Genomic DNA, 21,693 nt, shown 5'->3' on the forward strand with positions numbered 1-21,693 from the left:
CGATCAGAGCGCTCCGGCTCGAACAGGTACCGGCAGCGGTGAGTTGCATGTGGGGCACTTGTGGTGGATCTGGCGGAGCAGCCGGGTGAGACTCTCGATTCCTGGCGGGCCGAAGGAGACTGTCATCGCGATCTCGGCGCTGAGCCGGTAGGAGTCCTCGTTGCGGACATCCGTGAACCACCACAACACCGGGGCCAGTGTGCCGAGTTGGGCCGGAAGCTCCTGCTCGTGCTGCATGGCCCAGCGGTAGAGGTCGGTCAGCTGTTTGAAGCGCTGTTCCGAAGGGGTGGGTCGCAGGCCGAACTCCGCCCGGGCTACCCGGTCGCCGTGATCCAGGGAGGTCTGCTCCGCCGTGCTCCATTCCTTGTCGTGCCGGGGGCGTGCGGCGAGGCGGCCGGCCGCCAGATCCGTCAGATAGGTGGACCAGCGCACGGCACCGGGGTTGCCGTACACATCCGCTTCCGGGTCGCGGCCACGAGCCAGCCCCCGCTCCATCGCCTCCATCAGGCCCGCGTTCGTCACCGACATCCACGTGCCCGAACCGCCGAGCCCCCGGTCCCGCGCGGCTGACATCACTCCCGCGATCGCCGCCCAGCGCCGGAAGCCGGGCTCGAACGCGGGGCCGTGCTGCCGTTGCAGTTCGCGGACCATCTCCACCCGGTCCGCCATGGACAGACGCTCCAGCTCGGCCAGGTCGCAGCGCAGCGTTGTCGCGCAGTCCGCTGCCGGGGCCTTGAGCCGGGCGGCGGAGGCGGACGGCACGGGTCCGGCGAGCATGGCCAGCAACGCCAGCGCCACCACGACGGCCCGAGCCGGTGCCGACCACAGCAGCTGACTCCTGTGCATGGGGCTCCCCTCTTCAGGGGCCGCCGTTGCAGAGCCCCGCGTAACAGGTTCCAGCAGATTTCAGCACTTTGTGCCTCAACTGCCCAGAGCGCACGTCTGTTCGGCTGACGAGGACACCCGCCGGGCGCACACGGTCGGGTGCTGCGCGGGCCGGTGGACGCCCGACGTGACCGCTCTCCGGGCCACCGGGCGCGCGGAGGCAGACCTGGAGCCGTACCGGCCCGCACGGCTCCTCGGGGGGTGGACGGGGGGCGGACGCACCAGCGCGCCCGCCCGCCCGCCGGTCACCGCTCCAACTCCTCCTTGGCCCGCTCCGGCAGCCGCAGATACACCAGCGCGGACAGCAGGCACAGCACGGCCACGTACCACGGGAAGGCGTCCGGCAGCTCCAGCTCCTCGAAGAGGGTGCCGACGTAGGGTGCGGTGCCGCCGAAGAGGGCCACGGCCAGCGAGTAGGGGAAGCCGATGCCGGCGGCCCGCACCCGGGCGGGGAAGACCTCGGCGTTCACCGCGGCGGCGATCGCCGTGTAGCCCGTGAGCAGCACCATCCCGGCGCACTGCACCAGCAGCAGCGAGACGAAGGAATCGCTGACCGCGCGCAGCAGCGGGACGACCAGGACGGCGAACCCGATCGCGAAGGCCAGCAGCAGCGGCTTGCGGCCCACCCGGTCGGACAGCAGCCCGCCCAGCGGCTGGAGCAGCATGAAGAACACCAGCGAGATCGTCCCGGCAACGAGCGCATCGCCCTTGTCGAGACCGGCGCTGACCTGCGCGTACGTCGGCAGGTACGAGGTCCAGACGTAGTAGGCGATGGTGCCGCCGGCTGTGATCCCCACGATCAGCAGGGACTCGCGGGGGTGGCTGCGCAGCGCGTCGAAGAGGCCGGGACGCGGTCCGCCGGCGTGCTTCTCGCTCCGTGTCTCCTGCGCCCCGCGCCGCACCCAGAAGCCGACCAGGCTCAACAGTGCGCCGATCACGAACGGGGCCCGCCAGCCCCACTGGTGCATCTGGCCGTCGTCCAGCGTGGAGACGAACAGCGCGGCGATGCCGGAGGCGACCAACTGGCCCGCAGTCGTCGACACGTACTGGAAGCTGGAGAACAGCCCGCGCCTGCCCGGTCCCGCCGACTCCACCAGGAAGGTCGTGGAGGCGGCGAACTCCCCGCCCACGGACAGCCCTTGCACGAGCCTGGCCACCACCAGCACCACCGGCCCGAACACTCCGGCGACCGCGTAGGTCGGGGTGACCGCCACCAGCAGGCTGCTGCCGCCCATGAGCAGAATCGTCAGCGTCAGCGCGGCCCGTCGCCCGGCCCGGTCGGCGACCGCCCCCAACAGCAGTCCGCCCACCGGCCGCATGAAGAAGCCGACGGCGAAGACGGCGAAGGTGGACAGCAGCGGAACCAGCGAACTGCCCGCACCCTTCGGGAAGATCTCATCCGCGATGTAGACGGCGAGGAACGAGTAGGCGAACCAGTCGTACCACTCCACGCCGTTTCCGATGGAGGCCGCCACCAACTGCCGCCCCCGGCCCCGGTGCCACCGGCCGCTCTCCCCGAACCGCCGTCCCGGCTCCGGCTCCTGGGCTCTCTCCTGGTCCCGGTCCCCGGACTTTCCGGCCTCCCGGGCCGTCTCCTGCGGCTGCTCCCTCGACTGCGTCATCGATCGGTGTCCTCTCCGGCGCTCTTGCTGTGCCACCGGGTAACCCGACGCAACTGCACCTCCATTCCTGCACACCGGCCCCGTCCCGCCATGCGGACACGGTGCCGGCCCGCCGACCGGAGGGCGGCTAAGCGCGGGGGGCTGTCGCCCCGCCGGGGCCCTGCACCGGTGTGCCGAGGGAGAAGCCGATGACGGCGCCGCCGCCGGGGCGGTTGCGGGCGTAGGTGGTGCCGTCGTGCGCGGTGGCGACGGCTTGGACGATGGCCAGGCCGAGGCCGGATCCGGGCAGGCTGCGGGCGGCCTCGGCACGGTAGAACCGGTCGAAGATGCGCGGCAGGTCGGCCTCCGCGAGGCCGGGGCCGCGGTCGCGTACCTCGACGCTCGGGCCGGCCACCACGGCCTCGATGGGCTCGTCGCCGCCCTGGTCGAACTTGGCGGCGTTCTCCAGCAGGTTGGAGACGGCGCGGTGCAGCGCGGCGGGGCGGGCCCGGACCACGGTGTCGTCCGCGTGTACGACGATGTCGCGGCCGGTGCGGCGGCGGGCGAGAGCAGCGGCCTTCTCGACCGCCTCGGCCAGCGGCACCTCGACGGGTTCCTCGCTGTCGCGGTGGCCGACGGCCAGCTCGATCAGCTCATTGACGAGGTCGGTCAGCTCGCGGGTCTCGCTCTGCATGTCGCTGATGAGGGTGGCCCTCGCCGCTTCCGGCAGGTCGTCGATGCGGTCGAGCAGCTCGGCGTTGGTCCGCAGCGACGTCAGCGGGGTGCGCAGCTCGTGTCCGGCATCCTGGACCAGCCGGCGCTGGAGCTCTTCGGAGTCGGCCAGCCGGCCGAGCATGTCGTCGAACGCACGGCCCAGCCGGCCGACTTCGTCCTTGCCTGCGGCGGGGACGTGTACGTCGAGCCTGCGGCTCGCGGCGACGCCCTCGGCGACCCCGGTGAGCCGTACCAGCCGCCGGGTGATGCGGCGGGCGAGCCACCACCCCAGGATCCCGGAGCCGCTGATGACCGCTGCGGCCAGCAGCGTGGTGCGCTGCTGCAGGTTGTCGAGGAGGTCTTCGGTGTCGCTGAACTGCTGGGCGACCTGCACAGCGCCGCGGCCGTCGCCGAGTGCGACGGTGGCCACGCGGAAGTGTTCGCCGGCGATCGTGGCCTGGTGGCGCACGGTGCGGCCCGGCTTGATGTCGGTTGCGGCCCGGCGGTCCTGGTGGGTCACCGGCAGCGCTGGGCTGCCCCGGTCGGCGACCGTGCCGCCGGGGCCGAGGACCTGGACGTCGGTGCGCATGCGGCGGGTCAGCTCATCGCGGGGGCCGTCGTGGTCGGGGTCGGAGCTGTAGTAGTCGTGCGGCGACAGGTGTTGCTGCTCGACCTGGTGGACGAGGTCACCGACGACGCCGTGGAAGATGCGGTCCTGGTCGACACGGACCATGCGGGCCGCGGCGTCGTAGCTGAGAAAGCCGACCAGCATGGTCACGAGCGAGGCGATGGCGGCGAAGGACAGCGCGAAGACGGTCCGCAGGCTGCGGCGTGGTCGCAGCCGTGCGAGGCGGGGCCCTGCAGCCGTCATGGTCATGTCTCCCGGAGGGTGTAGCCGACGCCGCGGACGGAGTGGATCAGGTCCGGCTGTCCCGGCTGGTCGAGCTTGCGGCGGAGATAGCCGATGTAGACAGCCAGGTTCTTGGAGCCGGGACCGAAGTCGTAGCCCCAGATGCGGTCGTAGATGGTGCCGTGCTCCAGGACCCGGCCGGCGTTGCGGACCAGCAGCTCCAGCAGGTTGAACTCGGTGCGGGTCAGCTCAAGCTCCCGCCCGCCGCGCCAGGCACGGCGGGCATGCACATCCAGGCGGATCCCGGCCGCCTCGATGATCCCGTCGTCTGCTTCGGGGCCCGCCGGGGTGGCGCGGCGGAGCAGCGCCCGCAGCCGGGCGAAGACCTCTCCGGCGTCGAACGGCTTGGGCACGTAGTCGTCGGCACCGGCGTCCAGCCCGGCGATCCGGTCACTGGTCTCCACCCGGGCGGTGAGCATCAGGACCGGAGTGCGGTCGCCCGCCTCGCGCAGCACCCGGCACACCTGCAGGCCGTCGATGCCGGGCATCATCACATCGAGCACCACCACGTCCGGGCGTTCCCTGTGCACGGCCGCCAGCGCCTGCACCCCGTCCGGCACGGCCGTGACCTGGTAGCCCTCCAGCGCCAGGGCCCGCTCCAGGGCCTGGCGGATGGCGCGGTCGTCCTCGGCGAGCAGCACGGTCTTGGTCACCTGGCAAGTGTGCCGGTGCCCGCCGCCTCGCGGCAGCGCAGCACGAGCCGTGGCAGCTGCTTCTTACCGAGCTCTCACCTGGTTTCTCACCGCCGTCTCACCCTCACCACGGGGGCGGCTTACCCGGTGTGGCCAGCGTGGTCGCATGCCGCCACCACATGAGGAGCCCGCGAGGATGCCGTTCCGGGAAGCCGGCCACGGCGCCGTCTGCACGAACGACCGCATCACCGCTGCGCCGCCCGGCCGGGCTGGGCCGCTGCGCCGCCTCAGCGCGCCGGGCGGCGCCCGGCTCCGCTGCGAGGTGACCTTCGCCGGTGACGCGACGGGCGGCACGGGCGGCACGGGTGGTACCCCATGGGTCACGGACGGCATCCCGCAGGCCCTCCGCGCTGCTGCCGCGGGCTGCCGCCCGTACCCGGCGGCCGTCCCGTACCGCGCGACTCCGGCCCACGATCCGGGCAGCGCGGTGCCGGAAGGGCTGCGGCTGCCGGGGCGCCTGGTGCGCTGCGCGCCACGCGGGGTCGCGGACCTGCCGTGCGCCTCCCGAAGGAGGTACGCGGACCGGTCGAAGCCGGCGGTGCGCGAGAGGCTCCGCTTCCTGCGGCGTCCGGCTGCCCTGCGCAGGGCCCGGCCGGCCGTGCGGATGGTGGCCTTCGCGCTGATCGGCCTGTCGGGCCTCGCACCCAACCTGGTAGTGCTGCACCTGCTGGTGGGTGCGGGTACGCCGTACCTGCCGGCCGAAGCGGTGGCCAACCAGTTCGGCGTCGCCTGGAACTTCCTGCTCATCGAGGCACTGCTCTTCCCGCACCGCCGCAGCCACCGGCACTGGGCCGACCGCGCCGGCCGCTTCGCCCTGCTGGCCAACGCGGACCTGCTGCTGCGCATCCCGCTGAGCGCCCTCCTGGTGCAGCAGCTGGGACTTGCCGTCCTCCCGGCCACCGCGCTGGCGCTCGCGGTGACGTGCGCCCTGCGGTTCGCCGCCACGGAGGTACTCGTCTACCTGCCCCGCAGCCGACGCCCTCCGGCCCCCGGACGGCAGCCGCTCTCCGCCAGGCCCTCTCAACCCGCCAGGCTCTCTCCGCTTTGCAAGTCCTCTCTGCTCCGCAAGCGCCCCTCGCCGCTGACGAAAGGGGAAAACCGATGAAGACCGCCCTTCTGCTGCACAACGCGTACGGCATCGGCGGCACCATCCGCACCACCTTCAACCTCGCCGCCGCGCTCGCCGACCGCGGCCACGAGGTGGAGATCGTCTCCATGATGCGGCACCGCAGACTGCCACGCCTGGCACTGGACGGGAGGGTGCGGCTGGTACCGCTCGTGGACACCCGTGAGGCGGGTCCGGACGCGGCCGAGCCGTCGTTCGCCGAACCGGCCCGCGTCTTCCCGGCCGCCGAGCAGCGCTACCGCCAGTACAGCCGGCTGATCGACCAGCGGGCCGAGGCGTATCTGCGCTCGTCGGACGCCGACGTGCTGATCGGTACCCGCCCGGGGCTGAACGTCTACCTCGCCCGTTTCGGCCGCCGTCGTGCGCTGCGCATCGGCCAGGAGCACCTCACCCTGAGCGCCCACAGCACTCGGCTGCGCGCCGAGCTGGCCGAGCACTACCGGCACCTGGACGCGTTGATCACCACGACCGAGGCGGACGCCGCCGACTACCGCCGCCGGATGCCGCTGCCGGGCGTCGCGGTGCTGGCCGTCCCCAACAGCGTCCCCGACCCCCTTCCCGCACTCGTGGCCGCGCCGGCCGACGGCACCGCCAAGGTCGTGGCCGCGGCCGGGCGGCTGACAAAGGGCAAACGGTTCGACCTGCTGATCGCATCGTTCGCGCAGGTCGCGGCCGAGCACCCGGACTGGCGGCTGCGGATCTACGGCGGAGGGCCCGAGCGCGAAGCCCTGCAGCGGCTCATCGACAGCCTCGAGCTGTCCGGCCGGGTACGGCTGATGGGCTCGCGTTCCCCGATCGAGCCGGAGCTGACGCAAGCGTCGATCCTGGCGCTGTCCTCGGACGCCGAGTCCTTCGGAATGATCGTCGTCGAGGCGATGCGCTGCGGTGTGCCCGCGGTGGCCACCAACTGCCCGCACGGGCCCGGCGAGATCATCCGCGACGGAGTCGACGGCCGTCTGGTGCCCGTCGGCGACCGCCGGGCGCTCGCCGACGCGCTGTGCGAGCTGATCGAGGACGAGCCGCGCCGCCACCGTATGGCCGCTGCCGCGGTGCACAGCGCCGCCCGCTTCACGCCCGCGCTCATCGCCTCCCGGTACGAGGAACTGTTCACCCAGCTCGCCGCCACCCGGGCGCACCGCAACCGGGAACGGGTGCGCGCCGCGATCCGGGCCCGGCTTCGCGGGGCGGCGCGCCACAGCGGCCTGCTCCCGCTCGTACGCCTCACCCGCCGTGCGCTGTCGCAGCCACGCACACCGGCGCAGCACACCCGTGACACCCGTACCGACGGGCGGCCCGTCGCCGCACGCCGTACGAGCTGAGCCACTTCCGCCACAGCCCGGCAGCGGGTCGTCGACCGAACACGCCGACCGCGCAACGGGCGCCCGAAGGGGAGGGCATGACCGCGACCATCACCACCGCCAGGCCCCGGCAGCCCCAGCCGCCCCAACCCTCACCGCAGCAGCCCGAAGACCGCCGCCGCCTGCCGTGGCTCGCGCTCGTCGCCGCAGCGTACGCCGCTGCGCAGCTGTTCCTCGTCGCCGGCGGGCACCTGGGGCTCGGCTGGGACGAGGCGGTCTACCTCTCCCAGACCGACCCGCGCACCCCGGCCGCGTTCTTCAGTGCCCCGCGCTCCCGCGGCATCAGCTACCTCGTCGCGCCGATTCTGGCTGTCACCGGCTCGGCCACGGCGCTGCGCACCGTGCTCGCGCTGACCTCCGCCCTCGCCCTGTACGCCGCCTTCCGCGTCTGGCAGCCGCTGCTCGGCCGGGCCGCGACCGCCCTGGCCGCCCTGCTCTTCGCCACCTTGTGGGTGACGGTGCTCTACGGGCCGCAGGCCATGCCGAACCTGTGGGTGGCCCTGGCGGCGGTGGCCGCCACCGGCTGGTACCTGCGCGCCGCCGGGCCCGGTGTGCCGCGCCGCGCGTACGTCCTGCTGACGTCCTGTCTGGCCGGCGCAGCCCTCTTCCGGTTCTCCGACGGCATCTGGCTGGCGCTGCCGCTGCTCACCGCCCCACTGCTGGTGGGAGCCTGGCGCCGGCCCGCGCTGGTGCTCGCGGTGCTCACCGGGCCGGCGCTCGGCAGCCTTCCGTGGATCGTCGAGGCGTACGCCCGCTTCGGCGGTGTTCTGGCTCGGCTTCATGTCGCGGGCCGCACCGAGGGCGGCATGCACCCGCACTGGAACGGCGGCACCGCGTGGCGCGGCCTCACCGGCCCGCTGCTGTGCCGGCCCTGCACGGTGCAGGCAGCCCAGCCCGCGCACCATCTGTGGTGGGCGGCGCTGCCGGTACTGGCCGCGTGCGCGTGCGCGGTGGCCGTACGCAACCGGCGTCCCTCGAGCACGCTGCTGCCGGTGGCCTGCGCGGTGGCGCTGAGCGTGCCGTACCTGCTGCTGATCGACTACTTCGCGCCGCGGTTCCTGCTGCCCAGCTACGCCCTGCTCTCCCTGCCGATCGCCGCCCTGCTCGTCCGCCTGCTGCACGCCTTCCACCCCGGCGCCCCACGCGCCTTCGCCCTCTGCGCCCTCGCCCTCCTCTTCGCCGCGCACACCACCACCCAGTACGCCGACCTGCGCACCAACCTCACCCACGCCCGCGCCGCCAACGCCCGCTACCAGGTGGCCGCCGACGAACTGCACCGCCTGGGGCTGCGCCCGCCCTGTCTGATAACCGGCAAACACGCCCCGCCCATCGCCTACGACACCGGCTGCGCCTCCGCCAACGTCTCCGGAAACAACCGCAACACCACGCCCACAGCGCTACGTCGCCGTGCGGCCCACACCCCCACCGCAGCACTGACCCGCAAGCACCATGCCCCCTTCTACGCCGGCCATTGGACCGCCCACCCCCTCCGGGGCACCGGACTGACGGCGTATCTGCCGCCACAGCCGTAGCCCGCGCCCTCGTTCAGGTCGATGCGAGCTGTGTCTCTCCAGCCCCTGGGCTGACTGGAGCCTGATCCGGCGGGTCGGCTCAGGCCCTGTGGTGGTTCTGTGGCTCTGCGGCCGGGGCCTTCGGGCGGCGCCGGCCGCGGCGTATGTGCATGACGGTGGCGAGTGCGGCGGTAGCGGTTCCTGCTGCCAGGAACAGCACGGTCCAGTCCAGTCGGGCGTCCCGGGCCGGTCCGCACACGTGTGAGTGCCACTCGGCCGACTGACCGGGGCGGGCCTTGTCGCCCGAGACGAGGGACCCGCACCGCTCCAGGACACTCGCCGTCGGGTCGGCGGGATCCTCTTGCGCCTGGATTTCGGCCAGCGCCAAGAAGGCCGAGGTGAGGAGCAACACAACCGAGGCGGACCACACGGCAGCACCCATTGCCAGCCTCAGCCAACGCTGGGGCATCCACCCCGCCCCGGCTTGCGCCATCCCCCGGTCCCTCTCTGTTGGACGTTTCCTCAGCTGATGCTCAGCGCCTACAGGGAGGACTGTATGCGGGGCGGTTCGGCGGTGCCGGTGTTTCGCAGTGGTCGGCGGGCAAGGTTGAAGGTCTCTTCGAGAAGGCTCGTGTAGAGCTTCCGTGACGCAGGCGGAACCATGTGTTCATGTGGCTCGGCCCGGCTCGGGGATACCATTCCGGCTACAGAAAGTGAGCTAGGGGGGTCACGTTGGACTCGTTCCGGGCCGAGTGGGGCGCGCTGGTCTCGCGGGCGCAGGAGGGGCAGGACGCGCGGATGCAGCTCAATTCCGCGTCTGCGGCGGGCGGTGGTGGCACCGGGCCCGGCGGGACGGACCGGCTGGCCACGGACCCTGCGGCGAAGAAGGCATCGGCGGGATACATCACCGAGGAACTGCTGCCGCACCTGCGCAGCGCGGGCCGCATGGCCAAGGAGCCGTTCGAGGACCCGGCGCCAGGGATGCTGGGCAGCGAGCGCGCCCAGCCGAGCGGCACCCTGCAGAACTGGGAGGCATGGCAGGGCGTCGAGCATGTTCTGCGGAAGTGGGGCAAGCAGGTCCGCAACCTCGAGCAGCGGCTTCAGGGCGAACGTGACGCGCTGCAAGGGGCAAAGGTGCTCTTCCAGACTCGGGACGGACTCGTGCACAGCGCCATCACCGCCATTGCGCCCGGGTCCGATCCCTACGACCCCACCCTTCCGGGCAACGCGCCCACGGGGCTGCGGCCGGCCCGCTGACGCTGGACGGCTCCGGATGATGGGACTCACTTTCCGCGACATCATGGCCGCCGATGTCACCGAACTCGATGACGCCGCCGCGGCGTTCAGACGCATGAGCAAGCGCTTCGGTGAGCTCCGTGCCGACTACGACTCGCGTGTGCGCGGCTGTCTGTCCCGCAGTTACTGGGCGGGCGTCGCGAAGGTGCAGTACGACGAGGTGGCCCGGGTCTCCTCGGGGCAGTTCGGCGATGCCAAGGAGCAGGCGCAGAACATCGCCGCGCTGCTGACCAAGGCGTGCGACGACCTGGCGGACCGGAAGGGATCCCTCGTCAAGCAGGTTAAGGCCGCCGAGGACGACAAGATGAGCGTGGACGCCGATGGCCGGGTCACGCTCGACACCACCAAGCTGAACGAGGGCGAGCGACTGGCGAGGGGCCACGATCCCACCTACGCTGCGATCCTCGACGAAGAGGTCGCCAAGTGGCAGTCCCGGATCGACAGGGCCGTCGAGGCCGTCAACCACGCGGACGCCGCGATCAGGAGCACTCTGGTGCGAGCGGTCGAGCCGCCCGACGACCGCGCTGCCGGAGCGAACGGCTTCAACCCCGACAAGGTCGAGTACACGCCCCCGGGATTCAAGGAGGCCCGGATTCTCCGCGACTACCAGGTCGACCCGGACCCGGGCGGCACGGTCGGGTACCCCCGGAACTGGGTACTGCATGCAGGCGCTCTGATCACGGGTTCGGCACAGAGTGTCACTGAGCGGGAAGCCGACATGCTCGATGAGATGGGGATCAACGGCCTGCTGGATTTCAAGGGCATCAAGGACACGGCTTTCGCCGCTGCCAACGACCGGTTCACGCCCGGCGACAAGAACGACAACCACAACGACGCGTTCCGCCACGCCTACTGGAACGCGCTGATGACGAAGAAGTACGGCACGGAGTGGACCGAGAAATTCGCCACGGCCCACGAGGCGCGCCCCGGAAACCCCCCGGAGCGCGAGGCAATGGACCTGTACAACAACGAGGTCGGCAGGCGGATCGCCCAGGAGCACCCCGGCGCGAGCGAGGAAGAACTGGCCGACCAGGTGGAGAAGGCTGTGCGGAAGGGGGAGATGGTGGTGATCCCCAAGGGCGGCGGCCGTCTCGCCTTCAGCGACGACATCACCTCTGACGAGACGGGTGACCCGACACTCCCGGCCCCTGAGGACGAGCGAGGCGACGGGTCGGGCTATGCGGACAGCGGCGGCTCGGTGGTCGGAGAGGGGAGTGGGAGCTGAGACGTGGCCTGCTCGCGGCACTGGCCCATTGGCAGGCGCACGTCCGCCCCCCACCGCTCAGCGACGCTAACTGGTACGTGTGTCGACCGGGTCGTGCTCAGTCGTCTCCGTGGGCAGCGCCCCGTCCCCCAGATGCTCCAGACCTTCCTCGAACGCCGTGACGGCCTGGTTGATGAGCCGCTGCTCCTGCTTCTTCCGGCGGGCGGCCAGATATGCCTGGCGCTCTCGGCGGAAGGATCTGACGGTGGCGACGCTCAGGCCGACCATGACCAGACTGAACGGCAGCGCCGTGATGATCGCCGCGGTCTGCAGGGTGGTCAGCGAGGCGGTTCCGCTGCCGCTGGCGACCAGGAGCGCGATGGCCACGGCCCCCTCGGAGCCCGCCCAGAACACCCGGCTCCACACCGGTGGCTCGGGGTTGCCGCCGGAGGCCAGCATGTCGACCACGAAGCTCCCGGAGTCGGAGGAGGTGACGAAGAACAGCACGATCAGCAGCAGCGCCGCCCCGGCGACGAGCGCGCCGCCCGGCAGGGTGTCCAGCAGCTGGAAGAACGCGCTGTTCGTACCGACCTTGCCGTCCTCTCCCACCAGTCCGCCGCCGCCCAGCGTCTCGCGGTGCAGCGCCGACCCGCCGAAGACCGCGAACCATACGAAGGTCAGCAGTGTGGGTATCAGCAGCACGCCGGTGACGAACTCGCGAACCGTGCGTCCGCGGGAGATACGGGCGATGAAGATGCCCACGAACGGCGCCCAGGAGATCCACCAGCCCCAGTAGAAGACCGTCCAGGTGCTGACCCAGGCGGTGCCGTCATCACCTTCAGCGGCGCCGGTGTTGAAGCTCAGCGTGACGATGTTCTGCAGATACGCGCCGATGTCCTCGACGAACGTGTTGAGGATGAAGAGCGTCGGGCCCGCGACGAGTACGAACAGCAACAGTGCGCCGGCCAGTCCCATGTTGATGTTCGACAGCCACTTGATGCCCTTGCCCAGGCCCGTGACCACCGAGGCGGTGGCCAGCATGGTGATGCCGATGATGAGGCCGACCTGCAGCGGCTTGCCGGAATCGGACACCCACCCATGGGACTCCAGCCCCGAGGAGATCTGTATGACGCCGAAGCCGAGCGAGGTGGCCACGCCGAACAGGGTGCCCACCAGGGCGATCACATCGACGGCGTCGCCCCAGTAACCCTTGATCCTGTCGCCGAGGACCGGCTCCAGGGCCCAGCGGATCGAGACGGGACGCCCCTTGCGGTGCACGGCGTAGGCGACGGCGAGGCCTACCACGATGTAGATGGCCCACGGGTGGACGCCCCAGTGCAGAAACGTCTGCACCATGGCGAACTCGCTCCGCTCGGCCTCCGCTTTGCCGACGCCCGGCCTGGGGGTGACGAAGTGGGTCAACGGCTCGGCGACGCCCCAGAAGACCAGCCCGATGCCCATGCCTGCGGCGAACAGCATCGCCAGCCATGAGCCCATGCCGAACTCGGGTTCGTCGTCGTCCTTGCCGAGCTTGATGTCCCCGAAGCGGCCGATGCCGACCCAGAGGGCGAAGACGACGAAGAGCGACACGAGGGCGGTGTAGTACCAGCCGAGACCGCCGACGATGTCTTCCTGCACGGTGCTGATGACCTCTTGGGCCGAGGTCCTGAAGATCGTCGCGTACAGCACGAAGGCCAGGACGATGATCGCGGACGGCCAGAAGACGCGCGGTGCGATGGATGATGCGTGGGCCGGGGGGCCCGCTGTCTCTTCCCCGGGATCGTCGCCTGGCGATTTCGCCGTGTGGACAGCCATCTGCGACTCCTTCTGTCGGTCGGCCAGGGCTCGGGCGTGCTCGGTCGGATGGTGGCTCGTGTTGTGTAATAAGAAACACGTCTCTTTGGGCGCAACAGGGAACACGTCTTGCATCCCGGCGTCAAGGGCTCGTCCGAGGCTTGACACGGCGTAGGGGGGACTTCAAACTTGCGTTGCGTCTTACGCAATCAGTTTCGTATTGTGCATCAAGGTGGTCATGATGATTCCTGTGTGCCGTCTCGCCGACCTGCCGCGAGGCGAGGCTTGCCGCTTCGAGGGCGATCCGCCCATCGCCGTGTTCCACACCGAGGACGGCGAGGTCTACGCCATCGACGACACATGCACGCATCAGGACGCCTCGCTCTCCGACGGCTGGCTGGAAGGGTGCGAGGTGGAGTGCCCGCTGCACGCCTCGAAGTTCGACCTGCGCACCGGCAAGCCGGATGGGGCGCCGGCCCGGCGGCCCGTGCGCACCCACGAAGTCGTGATCGAGGACGGCGTCGTCCATGTACGGCTGTCCGACGCGATCCCCAACCTCCCGGCGGCCTGCGCAGCCCGCCGCCTTGCCGTCGAAGGCGCCGTATGAGGGCCGGTTTCCCGTGACTGCCACGGTTCGTGCCACGGCCCTGCCGTCCCCTGGCAGGCCGGTGCTCCACCCGTACGGGCTTCCGCGGCCCGGCCGGGCGCTGGTCATGGGCGTTGTGAACGTCACGCCCGACTCCTTCTCCGATGGCGGGCTGTCCTTCGCCCCGGAGGCGGCCGTTGCGCACGGACTCACGCTGTTCGCGCAGGGTGCGGACATCGTGGACGTGGGCGGAGAATCCACCCGCCCCGGGGCGGCGCGCCCACCGGTGGAGGAGGAACTGCGGCGTGTTCTGCCCGTCGTCCGTGAACTGGCCGCGGCAGGCGGGACCGTCAGCGTCGACACCATGCGGGCCGAGGTCGCCGCTCGTGCGCTCGACGCAGGGGCCGCGCTCGTCAACGATGTCTCGGGCGGCCTCGCGGACCCCGCGATGCTGCCGCTGATGGCCCGGGCCGGAACCCCGTATGTGGTGATGCACTGGCGCGGGCACGCCGCCGGCATGCAGGCGAACGCGGTGTACGGCGACGTCGTCTCCGAGGTGGCCGACGAGCTGCGTTCGAGGGTGGCGGCCGCGTTGCGGGCAGGGATGCGGCCCGACTGCCTGGTCGTGGATCCCGGGCTGGGCTTCGCCAAGACGCCCGAGCACAACTGGGAGTTGCTTGGCCGTCTCGGCGAGATCACCGCGCTGCGGTGTCCCGTCCTCGTGGGCGCCTCCCGCAAGTCGTTCCTGGGAACTCTGCTGGCGGACCCGGCGACGGGACAATCGCGCCCGGCGCAGTCGAGGGACACCGCGACCGCCGCCGTGTCCGTCCTCGCCGCCGCGCAGGGAGCCTGGTGCCTGCGCGTGCACGATGTGGCCTCGACCCTCGACGCGGTACGGGTGACCGCCCGCTGGGGCGATGACGCGGCAACCCCGGGACCGGTTCCGCCGAACTGAAGGCCCGCTCACCCTTCACCGACGACCAGGCCGGGCAGGTGGTGCCGCCGGCCCGATGGAACAGCTGGGCGCCGGCAACTCGACGAAGAGAGGCAATCACATGGCACGCAAGGCGCCGGGCGAGGAGCCTCGTGACGACGCGCTGGAAGTGGGGGCGCCCAAGCGCTGGGCCGCAGGACTGCCTGCCGTGACCCATGCGCTGCGCATGGGCTACGACCAGATGGGCGTGCGGCGCACCGCGCTGACGCTGCTCAAGGTCAACCAGAAAGAGGGGTTCGACTGTCCCGGCTGTGCCTGGCCGGAAGGAGAGCACCGCAGCCGGGCCGAGTTCTGCGAGAACGGTGCCAAGGCCGTCGCCGAGGAGGCAACCGTCCGCCGGGTGACGCCCGCGTTCTTCGCCGCGCATCCGGTGGGCGAGCTCGCGGGCCGCAGCGACTACTGGCTGGGCCAGCAGGGCCGGCTCACCGAGCCGATGTACAAGGCCGCGGACTCGGAGCACTACGAGCCGGTCACCTGGGAGCGGGCATTCAGCATCGTTTCCCGGGAACTGCGGGCGCTGCAAAGCCCCGACGAGGCAGCCTTCTACACCTCCGGCCGCACCTCCAACGAAGCGGCTTACCTCTACCAGCTTCTGGTACGGCAATTCGGCACCAACAACCTGCCGGACTGCTCGAACATGTGCCACGAGTCGAGCGGCTCGGCCCTCACGGAGACCATCGGAGTCGGTAAGGGGAGCGTGCGGCTCGACGATCTGCACAGCGCCGACCTCATCTTCGTCGTCGGTCAGAACCCCGGCACCAACCATCCGCGGATGCTGTCGGCGCTGGAGAAGGCCAAGCGGCGCGGTGCGCGTATCGTCGCGGTGAACCCGCTGCCCGAGGCCGGGCTGCTGCGCTTCAAGAATCCGCAGAACGCCCGCGGTGTCGCAGGCACTGGCACCACCCTCGCCGACCTGTTCCTGCAGATACGCCTCGGCGGTGACCTGGCGCTCTTCCAGGCGCTGTCGCGGCTGCTGATCGAGGCCGAGGACACCGCGCCCGGCACCGTACTCGACCACGACTTCATCGCCGAGCACACCGACGGCTTCCAGGACTACGCCGAGCACGTGCGCAAGCTCGACTGGGGCGACGTCCTGGAGGCCACCGGCCTCACGCGGGACGTCATCGAGACCACCGCGCGCGACGTCATGGCCGCCCGGTCGGTCGTGGTGTGCTGGGCCATGGGGCTCACCCAGCACAAGCACTCCGTGCCCACCATCCGCGAGGTGGTGAACTTCCTGCTGCTGCGCGGCAATCTGGGGCGCCCCGGAGCCGGCGTGTGCCCGGTGCGGGGCCACTCCAACGTCCAGGGCGACCGCACGATGGGCATCCATGAGAAGCCGGACCCGGAGTTCCTCGCCGCGCTGGGCAGGGAGTTCGGGTTCGACCCGCCCCGCCGCCATGGCTGTGACGCGGTGGAGGCGATCCGTGCGATGGCCGCCGGGGAGGTGAAGGTGTTCTTCGCCATGGGCGGGAACTTCGTCTCCGCCGCCCCGGACACCTCCGCCACCGAGCGAGCCCTGCGGAGCTGCCGTCTCACCGTGCAGGTCTCCACCAAGCTCAACCGCTCGCACGCCGTCTGCGGCCGGGAAGCCCTCATCCTCCCCACTTTGGGCCGCACCGAGCGCGACCGGGGTCCGGGCGGGGAAGACCGGTTCGTCACCGTCGAGGACTCGATGGGGATGGTGCACGCCTCACGCGGGGCGCTGCCACCCGCCTCGCCGCATCTGCTGCCGGAGCCGGTCATCGTCTGCCGGCTGGCACACAGCCTCTTCGAAAGCAGCCTCTTCGAAACCGGCGGGGGAGGAGGCGCCGCCGACGCCGACGTGCCCTGGGCGGCCTTCGAGACGGACTACGACGCCGTCCGCGACAGCATCGCCCGGGTGGTGCCCGGCTTCGCCGGCTTCAACGCCCGGGTACGGCAGCCCGGCGGCTTCGCACTGCCGCACGCCCCCCGCGACGAGCGGCGCTTCCCCACCCGCACGGGCAAGGCCAACTTCACGGTGAACGACCTCGAGGTGATGCGCGTCCCGCCCGGCCGCATGCTGCTGCAGACGCTGCGCAGCCACGACCAGTACAACACCACCATCTACGGGCTCGACGACCGCTACCGCGGCATCCACCGGGGACGCAGAGTGGTCTTCGCCCACCCGGACGACCTCGCCGAGCGCGGGATCACCGACGGTGACCTCGTGGACCTCGTCAGCGAGTGGACCGACGGCCTGGAGCGGCGTGCCGCCTCATTCCGGGCCGTCGCCTACGACACCCCCAGGGGCTGCTGCGCGGCCTACTTCCCGGAGGCCAACGCGCTCGTCCCGCTCGACTCGGTGGCCGACACCTCCAACACGCCGACCTCCAAGAGCATCGTCGTACGCCTGGAGCGCTGTGACCCGCCCTCCCGCGGGTCCGCAGGACGGGGGGAGGCTCAGCCCAGATAACCCATCCGGTGGCTGATCTCCTCCGCGCCCTCGACGAGCACCGAGGCGATCTCCAGCATGTGTTCCTCGGTGAAGCGGTAGGCCGGCCCTGATGCGCTGATCGCGGCGACGACCTCGCCGTCCCGGGAGCGGATCGGGGCCGCCACCGCGTTCAGCCCGAGCTCCAGCTCCTCCAGCGCCAGCGCGTACCCCTGCTCCCGGACCTCGGCGAGGCACTTCTCCAGCTTCGTCTTGGCGGTGATGGTGTGGGGGGTCTGCTTCCTCATCCCGGAAGCGAGCAGTTCGGCGCGCTCCTTTGCCGACAGGTGAGCCAGCAGGACCTTGCCGCTGGAGGTGGCGTACGGCGGGGTCAGCCGCCCGACCCAGTTGTGGGCGCCGACCGCGCCCGGGCCGCGCACCTGGTAGAGGTTGACCGCGTAGTGCTCCTGCAGCACACCGATGTTGACCGTCTCGCCGATCTCCCCGGCCAGCCGCTCGCAGACCGGCCGGCCCTGCTGGGTGATGTCGATGCGGCCGGTGACCGCGCTGGCCAGGCGTACGATCCCGAAGTCGAGACGGTACTTCCCGCGCTCGGCGGTCTGCTCGACGAGACCTCGGGCCTCCAGCGCTCCGAGCAGGCGGAACGCTGTCGACTTGTGGACCTCGATCTCCGCGGCGACCTCACTGACGCCGGCCTCGCCGCGCTGGGCGAGGATCTCCAGAACACTGACGGCACGGTCGACGGACTGCACTCCGCTGCCTACGGGACCTGCCGTTCTGTTCTGTGCCGTGTAGTTGCTCATAGCGCAACTATACCTACTGGCGGGAAACAATCACGAAGACCACGGTGAGGGCCACGGCGAGGCCACCCAAGTCCACGGTGGCAGCGACGGTGACCGGCTCTCGGAGGGCCTCACCGGTCACCGTGGCGAAGCATGGGACAAGCCCCTCAGTGGCCCACCACCTCCCGCCTTCCGCCTCCCGTCAGCGGAAGACGACTGTTCGATTCCCGTTGACCAGCACCCGGCTCTTGCAGTGCCACTCCACGGCGCGGGCCAGCACCTGGGCCTCGACGTCGCGGCCGATGGTGACCAGCTCGTCCGGGTCGTGCGAGTGGTCCACGCGGACGACGTCCTGCTCGATGATCGGCCCCTCGTCCAGGTCCGGGGTGACGTAGTGGGCCGTGGCTCCCACGAGCTTGACGCCGCGCACGTGCGCCTGGACGTACGGACGTGCCCCCTTGAAGCTCGGCAGGAAGGAGTGGTGGATGTTGATCGCCCGGCCGTCGAGCTGCTTGCACAGGTCGTCCGAGAGGATCTGCATATAGCGGGCCAGCACGACCAGGTCGACGCCGAGTTCGTCGACAAGTTCCAGCAGTCGTGCCTCAGCCGCAGGCTTGGTCTGCGGCGTCACGGGGATGTGGTGGAACGGGATGCCGTAGTTCTGCGCCAGTGGTTCGAGGTCGCGGTGGTTGGAGACGATCGCCGGGATCTCGATGTTGAGGGCGCCCGTGGACCTGCGGAAGAGCATGTCGTTCAGGCAGTGGCCGAACTTCGACACCATGATGAGGGTGCGGGTCGGCGTCGAGGCGTCGTGCAGCTGCCAGGTGATCTGGGACGCCTCGGCCACCGGGCCGAAGCCGGAGCGCAGGTCCTCCAGCGATACCTCCGGGTCCGAGACCTCGAAGTGCACCCGCATGAAGAAGCGGTCCTGCGACCGGTCCTCGAACTGCTGGCTCTCCAGGATGTTGCCGGAGTGGCCGACGAGATACGTGGTCACAGCGTGGGCGAGGCCCGCCCGGTCGGGGCACGAGAGCGTGAGGACGAACTCGCGGCCGGGCTGCGGTCGAGGAGACATTGACATCCTCCATTGATGCGCATTACGCAACACGATGAGTAATGCGCAACATGGTCCAGGGTGGGGCCCGGCTGGTCAAGGGGTGGCGGATCGGCCGTCCCCGCGTTCTCCGAATCCCTCCGCCAGGAGCCTCGTGGTGCGGGCTCGGCGGTCGGGGATTTTCTTCATGTGCAACATGCTGCACGGTACGCAACGACACCAACCCACAAGACACCCCTTGACAGCGCTCAAGAGGGCCCGGCACCGTGAGTTGCATAATGCGAAGCGCGTTGCGTAAACAGCAACTGGAGGTTGTGCGATGGCGGGACCACGCGTGGTCATCATCGGAGCGGGCGTCGTGGGTGCGGCACTGGCCGACGAACTGTCCGTCCGGGGCTGGACCGAGGTCACGGTCGTCGACCAGGGCCCGTTGCCCGCCACCGGCGGGTCGACGTCCCACGCCCCGGGCCTGGTGTTCCAGACCAACTCCTCGAAGACCATGACCGAACTGGCCCGCTACACCGTGGAGAAGTTCAGCTCCCTCGATGTGGACGGGCAGCCCTGCTACCTCCCGGTCGGCGGCCTGGAGGTCGCCACCTCCCCCGAGCGCCTCGCCGAACTACAGCGCAGGCACGGCTGGTTGACCTCGTGGGGCGTCGAATCCCGGCTGATCGGCCCGGACGAGTGCGTCGAACTGCACCCCCTGGTGCACCGCGAGCGGATACGGGGCGGGCTGTTCATCCCCACCGACGGCCTGGCCAAGGCCGTCCTCGCTGTCGAGGCACAGCTCGAGGCCGCCCGGGGCCGGGGCGTGCGGACCCTCGCCCACCATGAGGTCCTCGACATCCGCACCGAGGACGGCCGCGTCAGCGCCGTCGTCACCGACCAGGGAGAGCTCCCCGCGGATATCGTCGTCTGCTGCGCCGGAATCTGGGGTCCCAAGATCGCCCGTATGGTTGGGATGAACCTGCCGCTGACGCCGCTTGCACACCAGCTCGCCTGGACTGGCCCCGTGCCGGCGCTCGCCGGGCAGACGGAGGAAGCCGTCCGCCCGATCCTGCGCCACCAGGATGCCGACCTCTACTACCGCGACCGCTTCGACGGGCTCGGCATTGGTTACTACGGCCACCGCCCCATGCCCGTCGACGTCGACGACATCCTCTCCGTCGAGGCCGCAGACCAGATGCCTTCCGTGCTCCGCTTCACCGAGGACGACTTCGCCGACGCGTGGACCGAGACCCAGGACCTGCTGCCCGCCACCAAGGAGGCCAAGGTCGAGGAGGGCCTCAACGGGCTCTTCTCCTTCACCACCGACGGGCTGCCCCTGCTCGGCGAGTCCCCCGACGTGAAGGGCTTCTGGGTCGCCGAAGCGGTATGGGTCACCCACTCCGCCGGAGTCGGCCGCGCCGTGGCCGAGTGGCTGGTCGACGGCCACTGCTCCTCCTTCGACCTGCACGAGTGCGACGTCAACCGCTTCGAGGCGCACCAACTCGCTCCCGAGTACGTGCTCGCGCGCGACTGCCAGAACTTCGTGGAGGTCTACGACATCCTCCACCCCCTCCAGCCTGCCGGGGCGCCCCGCCCCCTGCGGACCAGCCCGTTCCACGCCCGTCAGCAGGAGCTCGGCGGATACTTCCTGGAGGCACACGGCTGGGAGCGGCCCCAGTGGTACGCCGCCAACGAACCCCTGCTGGAAGGCCGGGACATCCCCACGCCCAACGACTGGGCAGCCCGCTACTGGTCGCCGATCGTCGGCGCCGAGGCCCAGGCCACCCGCGAATCCGTGGCCATGTACGACATGACGGCCCTCAAGCGCCTGGAAGTGACCGGGCCCGGCGCAGCCGGCTTCCTCCAGCGCATGACCACGGCCAATGTCGACAAGTCCGTGGGCTCGGTCACCTACACCCTCATGCTGGACCACGACGGCGGCATCCGCAGCGATGTCACCGTCGCCCGCCTCGGCCGCGACCGCTTCCAGGTCGGCGCCAACGGCAACCTGGACCTCGACTGGTTCGCCCGTCATTTGCCCGAGGACGGTTCGGTCCAGGTCCGCGACATCACGGCCGGCACCTGCTGCATCGGCCTGTGGGGGCCCAACGCGCGCGAGGTGCTCCAGCCGCTCGCCGACAGGGACTTCTCCAGCAAGGGGCTGCGCTACTTCCGCGCCCAGCAGGCCCATATCGGCTCGGTGCCCGTCACCGCGATGCGGCTGTCCTATGTCGGGGAACTGGGCTGGGAGCTGTACACCACCGCCGACATGGGGCTGAAGCTGTGGGACACGCTCTGGGAGGCGACCCGGCCCTACGGCGGTATCGCGGCGGGCCGCGGAGCGTTCAACAGCCTGCGCCTGGAGAAGGGGTACCGGGCCTTCGGCACCGACATGACCTACGAGCACGATCCGTACGAGGCCGGCGTCGGCTTCGCGGTGAAGACGGACAAGGGCCACTTCATCGGCCGCCCCGCGCTGGAGCGGCGCGCGGCCGAGGTGCGCCGCCGCCTGACCTGCCTGACCATCGATGACCCGCAGGCCGTGGTGATGGGCAAGGAGCCCGTGTACGACGGCGGCCGGCCGGTGGGCTACGTCACCAGCGCCGCCTTCGGCTACACGATCGGCAAGGGCATCGCCTATGCCTGGCTGCCCGCTGAACTCGCCGTCACCGGACGCGCACTCACCATCGGCTACTTCGACCAGCGCGTACCCGCGGTTGTCGCCGAGGAGCCCCTGTTCGACCCGAAGATGCAGCGCCTGCGCGGCTGACGAAAGGAAAGC

17 protein-coding genes are annotated in these 21,693 nt (G+C 70.7%); 9 read left to right on the top strand and 8 right to left on the bottom strand.

Annotated features, from left to right (window positions below):
* Positions 1 to 3 precede the first annotated feature (3 nt).
* The 4 genes from ITI46_RS00355 to ITI46_RS00370 form a co-directional block, all read right to left on the bottom strand.
* Positions 4 to 846 carry a hypothetical protein gene (locus ITI46_RS00355; RefSeq protein WP_209237056.1) on the bottom strand — a complete coding sequence of 281 codons (843 nt, stop codon included), beginning with the start codon at positions 844 to 846 and terminating at the stop codon, positions 4 to 6.
* A 284-nt stretch (positions 847 to 1,130) separates the two neighbouring features.
* The gene (locus tag ITI46_RS00360) at positions 1,131 to 2,507 is read right to left on the bottom strand and encodes an MFS transporter (protein ID WP_247745234.1); all 1,377 of its coding nucleotides are present in this window, start codon (positions 2,505 to 2,507) and stop codon (positions 1,131 to 1,133) included.
* A 127-nt stretch (positions 2,508 to 2,634) separates the two neighbouring features.
* Complete coding sequence (locus ITI46_RS00365) at positions 2,635 to 4,071, bottom strand: sensor histidine kinase (protein WP_209237057.1); 1,437 nt, start codon at positions 4,069 to 4,071, stop codon at positions 2,635 to 2,637.
* A gap of 2 nt (positions 4,072 to 4,073) precedes the next feature.
* A complete protein-coding gene (locus ITI46_RS00370; RefSeq protein WP_209237058.1) occupies positions 4,074 to 4,763 on the bottom strand; it encodes a response regulator transcription factor in 690 nt (229 codons plus the stop codon).
* 175 nt (positions 4,764 to 4,938) lie between these two features.
* Between ITI46_RS00370 and ITI46_RS00375 the strand changes: the two genes are divergently transcribed.
* The 3 genes from ITI46_RS00375 (at position 4,939) to ITI46_RS00385 (ending at position 8,818) form a co-directional block, all read left to right on the top strand.
* Positions 4,939 to 5,907, top strand: a complete 969-nt coding sequence (locus ITI46_RS00375; protein ID WP_247745235.1) for a GtrA family protein — start codon at positions 4,939 to 4,941, stop codon at positions 5,905 to 5,907.
* The gene (locus ITI46_RS00380; protein ID WP_209237060.1) at positions 5,904 to 7,247 is read left to right on the top strand and encodes a glycosyltransferase family 4 protein; all 1,344 of its coding nucleotides are present in this window, start codon (positions 5,904 to 5,906) and stop codon (positions 7,245 to 7,247) included. The genes ITI46_RS00375 and ITI46_RS00380 overlap by 4 nt, the downstream gene beginning before the upstream one ends.
* A gap of 77 nt (positions 7,248 to 7,324) precedes the next feature.
* Complete coding sequence (locus ITI46_RS00385; RefSeq protein WP_247745236.1) at positions 7,325 to 8,818, top strand: hypothetical protein; 1,494 nt, start codon at positions 7,325 to 7,327, stop codon at positions 8,816 to 8,818.
* Between the two features lie 79 nt (positions 8,819 to 8,897).
* Here ITI46_RS00385 and ITI46_RS00390 read toward each other — a convergent pair whose 3' ends face one another.
* Positions 8,898 to 9,239 (bottom strand): hypothetical protein, encoded by a 342-nt coding sequence (locus ITI46_RS00390; protein WP_209237061.1) that lies wholly within the window; start codon positions 9,237 to 9,239, stop codon positions 8,898 to 8,900.
* Between the two features lie 290 nt (positions 9,240 to 9,529).
* On the opposite strand from ITI46_RS00390, the gene ITI46_RS00395 reads away from it, so the two are divergent.
* Both ITI46_RS00395 and ITI46_RS00400 read left to right on the top strand, forming a co-directional pair.
* Entirely contained in the window at positions 9,530 to 10,054 is a 525-nt protein-coding gene (locus ITI46_RS00395) for a hypothetical protein (protein WP_209237062.1), read from the top strand.
* A 16-nt stretch (positions 10,055 to 10,070) separates the two neighbouring features.
* Positions 10,071 to 11,318, top strand: coding sequence for a DUF6973 domain-containing protein (locus ITI46_RS00400; protein ID WP_209237063.1), 1,248 nt, complete (start codon positions 10,071 to 10,073; stop codon positions 11,316 to 11,318).
* A 66-nt stretch (positions 11,319 to 11,384) separates the two neighbouring features.
* Here ITI46_RS00400 and ITI46_RS00405 read toward each other — a convergent pair whose 3' ends face one another.
* Complete coding sequence (locus ITI46_RS00405; protein WP_209237064.1) at positions 11,385 to 13,112, bottom strand: BCCT family transporter; 1,728 nt, start codon at positions 13,110 to 13,112, stop codon at positions 11,385 to 11,387.
* A gap of 217 nt (positions 13,113 to 13,329) precedes the next feature.
* Here ITI46_RS00405 and ITI46_RS00410 point away from each other — a divergent pair, with 217 nt between their 5' ends.
* The 3 genes from ITI46_RS00410 (at position 13,330) to ITI46_RS00420 (ending at position 17,108) form a co-directional block, all read left to right on the top strand.
* A complete protein-coding gene (locus ITI46_RS00410) occupies positions 13,330 to 13,698 on the top strand; it encodes a bifunctional 3-phenylpropionate/cinnamic acid dioxygenase ferredoxin subunit (protein WP_209237065.1) in 369 nt (122 codons plus the stop codon).
* 13 nt (positions 13,699 to 13,711) lie between these two features.
* On the top strand, positions 13,712 to 14,632 hold the full coding sequence (folP, locus tag ITI46_RS00415) for a dihydropteroate synthase (protein ID WP_307807998.1): 921 nt from the start codon (positions 13,712 to 13,714) through the stop codon (positions 14,630 to 14,632).
* Between the two features lie 100 nt (positions 14,633 to 14,732).
* Complete coding sequence (locus ITI46_RS00420; protein WP_209237066.1) at positions 14,733 to 17,108, top strand: FdhF/YdeP family oxidoreductase; 2,376 nt, start codon at positions 14,733 to 14,735, stop codon at positions 17,106 to 17,108.
* Here the strand turns inward: ITI46_RS00420 and ITI46_RS00425 are convergent.
* Complete coding sequence (locus ITI46_RS00425) at positions 17,096 to 17,890, bottom strand: IclR family transcriptional regulator (protein WP_247745237.1); 795 nt, start codon at positions 17,888 to 17,890, stop codon at positions 17,096 to 17,098. The genes ITI46_RS00420 and ITI46_RS00425 overlap by 13 nt on opposite strands.
* A gap of 181 nt (positions 17,891 to 18,071) precedes the next feature.
* On the bottom strand, positions 18,072 to 18,944 hold the full coding sequence (purU, locus tag ITI46_RS00430) for a formyltetrahydrofolate deformylase (protein ID WP_209237067.1): 873 nt from the start codon (positions 18,942 to 18,944) through the stop codon (positions 18,072 to 18,074).
* Positions 18,945 to 19,242: 298 nt separating this feature from the next.
* Between purU and ITI46_RS00435 the strand changes: the two genes are divergently transcribed.
* Entirely contained in the window at positions 19,243 to 21,681 is a 2,439-nt protein-coding gene (locus ITI46_RS00435) for a GcvT family protein (RefSeq protein ID WP_209237068.1), read from the top strand.
* Positions 21,682 to 21,693: the final 12 nt, after the last annotated feature.

The sequence above is a fragment of the Streptomyces oryzae genome (genome assembly GCF_017676365.1).
Classification (GTDB): Bacteria; Actinomycetota; Actinomycetes; order Streptomycetales; family Streptomycetaceae; genus Streptomyces; species Streptomyces oryzae.

Bases quoted from the DNA above. Each gene is read 5' to 3' on its own strand.
- ITI46_RS00355 (WP_209237056.1), bottom strand. From the start codon at position 846: ATGCACAGGAGTCAGCTGCTGTGGTCGGCACCGGCTCGGGCCGTCGTG.
- ITI46_RS00360 (WP_247745234.1), bottom strand. From the start codon at position 2,507: ATGACGCAGTCGAGGGAGCAGCCGCAGGAGACGGCCCGGGAGGCCGGA.
- ITI46_RS00365 (WP_209237057.1), bottom strand. From the start codon at position 4,071: ATGACGGCTGCAGGGCCCCGCCTCGCACGGCTGCGACCACGCCGCAGC.
- ITI46_RS00375 (WP_247745235.1), top strand. From the start codon at position 4,939: ATGCCGTTCCGGGAAGCCGGCCACGGCGCCGTCTGCACGAACGACCGC.
- ITI46_RS00380 (WP_209237060.1), top strand. From the start codon at position 5,904: ATGAAGACCGCCCTTCTGCTGCACAACGCGTACGGCATCGGCGGCACC.
- ITI46_RS00385 (WP_247745236.1), top strand. From the start codon at position 7,325: ATGACCGCGACCATCACCACCGCCAGGCCCCGGCAGCCCCAGCCGCCC.
- ITI46_RS00390 (WP_209237061.1), bottom strand. From the start codon at position 9,239: ATGGGTGCTGCCGTGTGGTCCGCCTCGGTTGTGTTGCTCCTCACCTCG.
- ITI46_RS00400 (WP_209237063.1), top strand. From the start codon at position 10,071: ATGATGGGACTCACTTTCCGCGACATCATGGCCGCCGATGTCACCGAA.
- ITI46_RS00405 (WP_209237064.1), bottom strand. From the start codon at position 13,112: ATGGCTGTCCACACGGCGAAATCGCCAGGCGACGATCCCGGGGAAGAG.
- ITI46_RS00410 (WP_209237065.1), top strand. From the start codon at position 13,330: ATGATGATTCCTGTGTGCCGTCTCGCCGACCTGCCGCGAGGCGAGGCT.
- ITI46_RS00420 (WP_209237066.1), top strand. From the start codon at position 14,733: ATGGCACGCAAGGCGCCGGGCGAGGAGCCTCGTGACGACGCGCTGGAA.
- ITI46_RS00425 (WP_247745237.1), bottom strand. From the start codon at position 17,890: ATGAGCAACTACACGGCACAGAACAGAACGGCAGGTCCCGTAGGCAGC.
- purU (WP_209237067.1), bottom strand. From the start codon at position 18,944: ATGTCTCCTCGACCGCAGCCCGGCCGCGAGTTCGTCCTCACGCTCTCG.
- ITI46_RS00435 (WP_209237068.1), top strand. From the start codon at position 19,243: ATGGCGGGACCACGCGTGGTCATCATCGGAGCGGGCGTCGTGGGTGCG.